Below are 3,345 nucleotides of genomic sequence, written 5' to 3'. Positions count from 1 at the left end.
GCCGCCGGCGAAGTCGGCGACGCAGTCGGCGCGCGGGATCGTGGCGGGCTCGTCCTCACCGCCGGGAGCCGTGGCGCGGCGGGCCGGTGACGTCATGCGGCGCGCCCCTTCCCGAGAGCCGACCGTCCGGCATCACGAACGGCGTACGCACCACCGAGCAGCGCCCCACGGGTGCGGTGCAGTGAGCCGCGCACCCGGCCCACCCGTGAGGTCCCGCCGCGGGCCATCAGACCGGTGAACAGCGCCTCGTGGCGTTCGGCGATCCGGGCCGGGTCGAAGCGCTCGGAGTCCTTGAGCGCCGCGTGCGCCATCTGCTGTCGTTTGGCGTCGTCGTTGATGAGTTCGAGAAGGCCGGCGGCGATGGCATCGATGTCGCCGACCTTCACCAGGCGGCCGTCGACACCGTCCTCGATGATCTCGCCGGGGCCGTGCGGGCAGTCGGTGGAGACCACGGGCAGACCGCAGCGCATGGCCTCGACGATCGTCATGCCGAAGGACTCCAGGCTGGAGGTGACGGCGGCGATGGAGCCCTTGGCCCACTCGGGCTCGATGGGGTGGGCGGGGCCCATCAGGTAGACGTGGTTGTAGAGGCCCATCTCGTCGATGAGGGTGCGCAGTCCCTCCTTCTGCCTGCCGCTGCCGTAGATCCGCAGCCGCCAGTCGGGCCGCTCCTCGCGCACCTTGTCGAAGGCCCGCACCAGCAGGTCGTAGCGCTTGACGGGCGCGAGCCGTCCGGCGGCGACGACCCACTTGCCGCTGCCGTCGGCCGGGTCGACGCCGGGCGCGGGCACCGGGTTGGGCACGGCCGCCAGCCTGACGCCGGGCAGCCGCATCTTGGTGCCGTACGCGCGCGCGTCGGCCTCGGTGGTCGTGGTGAACCCGTCCAGCCGTGGGTAGGCGCCGCGCAGGGTGGCGCGCAGAGCCGGGGAGTGGCTGTCCAGGGTGAGGTGCTCCTGGCCGACACGGACCGGGCCGCGGCGGGTCTGCCGGGCGAGGTGCACGTTCAGGCCCGGCCGGGTGCCCACGACGACATCGGCGTCGACCGAGGCGAGGTGCTCGGCGATGCGCCGGTCGGTCAGGGCGCTGTACTGCTCGTAGCGGCCCTCGGCGCGCGGGAACACCTTGGCGGGGCGCCGCAGTTCGGTGTGGCCGTGGTCGGCGCCGCCGTCGCGGATGTCGACGAGGGCGCGGAGCCGGACTCTCGGGTCGTGCCGGAAGACCGGCTCGTCGCGGTGGCGGAAGACGGAGACGATCTCGACGTCGTGCTGCTCGGCCAGGCTGTTCGCGAGGTTGTACGTCGTGCGGATCGTTCCCCCGATCCCGTATGCGTTGTGTATCAGGAAAGAGATGTGCATTGGTCCCCCGGAGCCCTTTTCTTCCTGGTCGGACGGTGTTTGGCAGTGCTGGTCCACCGCCGTACGGTTAGACCCGGGTTCATGGGGGATGGTTGGGCTTCCATATCAACTTGTCATGGAACGGTTGCGCGATCGGTAACCGGTTTCCGGAACCCGTCGGGGCCGTTTCGCATCAGGGTCGGTAGGGCAACTGCGGTACCACGAAGCAGTTCTGGCCCATGTCCCCCTGGCTCACCCAGCCGTGGGCGTCCTGCCAGCGGGCGACCGACAGACAGGTCCTGCGGGTGGCCGGCGGCTCGGCGAGCCGCTCGAAGCGGACGGGCAGGAGGAGTCCGTCGGCGGTGTACGGCTCGTCGCGGTTCATGAACCGGTCGACGCACGCGCGCGTGACGCCCTCCTCGGTGCCGGCGCAGGAGCGCGCCGCGTCCGTGAACCACATGGCGGCGGCCCAGCCCTCCAGTTGCCACTGGGAGTGCGTCCCCAGCCCTTCGGTGGCGTCCCGGAACTCCTTTACGGCCGCCTGCCCGGTGTCCTCGTAGTTGCGGCTGGAGCCGGTGGCCCACAGGGCGTTGCGGCAGCGCGGGGCGTCCGCGTAGTCCTCGGCGACGGAGGAGGTCCAGTTCTGGACGTTGGTGACCTTGGCCGTCACCTCGACGCCGATCTCGTCCATCGCCGCGCAGAGCCGGGCGTTGCCGTGGCCGTCGATCGCGTCGAGGACCAGGTCGGCGCCCCGGTTTTGGATGTCGGCGGCGGCCGCGCGGAAGTTGGGCAGCGCGAAGTCGAGCTGCTCGGTGACGACCTCGTACCCCTCGGCCTTCAGCCCGTCGACGATCAGCCGGGCGTACGCGGCCGACGCGGCCTGGTTGTACGACACCACGGCGGCGGTGCGGGCGCCGTGCTCGCGCTTGAAGTAGCGGTAGACCTCGGTGCCGCCGTACTGCTTCCCGTCCCAGCCGGTGGTGCCGTCGCGGGGCGCAAGGCTGCCGTAGATGCCGTAGAGGTGCGGGTAGGTGTCGTAGGCCGGGCCGATGGGCTGGCCGCCGATGTCGGGCACGCGCGCGTGGGAGACGCGCGGGGCGCCCGCGTAGTCGAGGGCGGTGGTCGCGACCAGGGCGACCACCCGGTCCTCCTCGACGAGCTTGTGGACGCACTCGTTGTTGCCGACGCCGCTGCCGCCGTCGTCGCACTCACGCACCTCGACCGGGCGGCCGTCGATGCCGCCGCGCGCGTTCAGGGCGGTGAACCAGGCCTTCGCCCCGTCGCGCGGCCCGGTGAAGGCGTCGCCGCCGACGGGGCTGGTGGCGCTGGCGATGATGCCGACGCGGATCGGGGCGCCGGCCCGCCCGGTGGCCGGCGGCGCGGTGGACCGGCCCTCGAAGTCGCTCTCCGGGAGGCGGCTGCCGCAGGCCGCGGTCAGCAGCAGGAGCAGGGCCGCGGCGACGGTCTCAGCAGCCCGGGACCGCCGACGCACCGCTCAGCCCCACCAGCCCGCAGAGTGTCTTGACGGAGACCTTCCAGGTGCCGTCCTGCTCGACGGCCGTGCCCGCCGAGTCCGGCAGGACCGTGGCGCCCTTCATCAGCAGCGAGTACGTCACGTCCGCGTCGGTCGCCGACGTGAACTCGACCTTCGTGACCTTCGCCTCGACCCGCTGTCCGCGTTCGTCGCCGCTGAAGGCGTCGAGGACCGGGCCCATCCGCTCTCCGTTCTCCAGGACGGCCTGCCGGTCCTCCTTGGAGCTGGTCGGGTCGAAGAACGTCGCCCAGTTCTGCCGGATCTCCTTCTCGGCCGTCCCCGCGTCCGCGGGCCCGCTCGCGCTCGCCCCGTCCGGCTCGCCCGTCGTCCTCTCCACCGTGGGGGTGGGCGGTGTCGCGTCGCCGCCCCCGCCGCTGTCGTCGCTGCACGCCGCGAGGGCCGGAGCGAGGAAGAGGGCCAGCGCGGCGGCCAGCGCCGTGGCCCTCCCGCTTCCCCCGGGGCCGCGGCCCCGCCGTA

Annotated in this window: 3 protein-coding genes; all 3 read right to left on the bottom strand. The window is 72.7% G+C overall.

Annotated elements, in window-relative coordinates; translation table 11 throughout:
• Positions 1 to 92: 92 nt before the first annotated feature.
• Positions 93 to 1,355 carry a glycosyltransferase family 4 protein gene (locus AOK15_RS39350; RefSeq protein WP_055523818.1) on the bottom strand — a complete coding sequence of 421 codons (1,263 nt, stop codon included), beginning with the start codon at positions 1,353 to 1,355 and terminating at the stop codon, positions 93 to 95.
• A 172-nt stretch (positions 1,356 to 1,527) separates the two neighbouring features.
• Positions 1,528 to 2,826: an ABC transporter substrate-binding protein gene (locus AOK15_RS39345; protein ID WP_055523816.1), complete on the bottom strand. Its 1,299-nt coding sequence runs from the start codon at positions 2,824 to 2,826 to the stop codon at positions 1,528 to 1,530.
• Positions 2,801 to 3,345 (bottom strand): MTB12 C-terminal domain-containing protein (locus AOK15_RS39340; protein WP_055523813.1); only part of this gene is annotated, 545 nt, incomplete at its 5' end. The genes AOK15_RS39345 and AOK15_RS39340, both read right to left, overlap by 26 nt.

Origin of the sequence: Streptomyces ossamyceticus (assembly GCF_001418475.1) — a bacterium.
Classification (GTDB): Bacteria; Actinomycetota; Actinomycetes; order Streptomycetales; family Streptomycetaceae; genus Streptomyces; species Streptomyces ossamyceticus.
This window is presented reverse-complemented; position numbering and strand designations above follow the sequence as displayed.

Coding starts and splice junctions, on each gene's coding strand:
- AOK15_RS39350 (WP_055523818.1), bottom strand. CDS start 1,355: ATGCACATCTCTTTCCTGATACACAACGCATACGGGATCGGGGGAACG.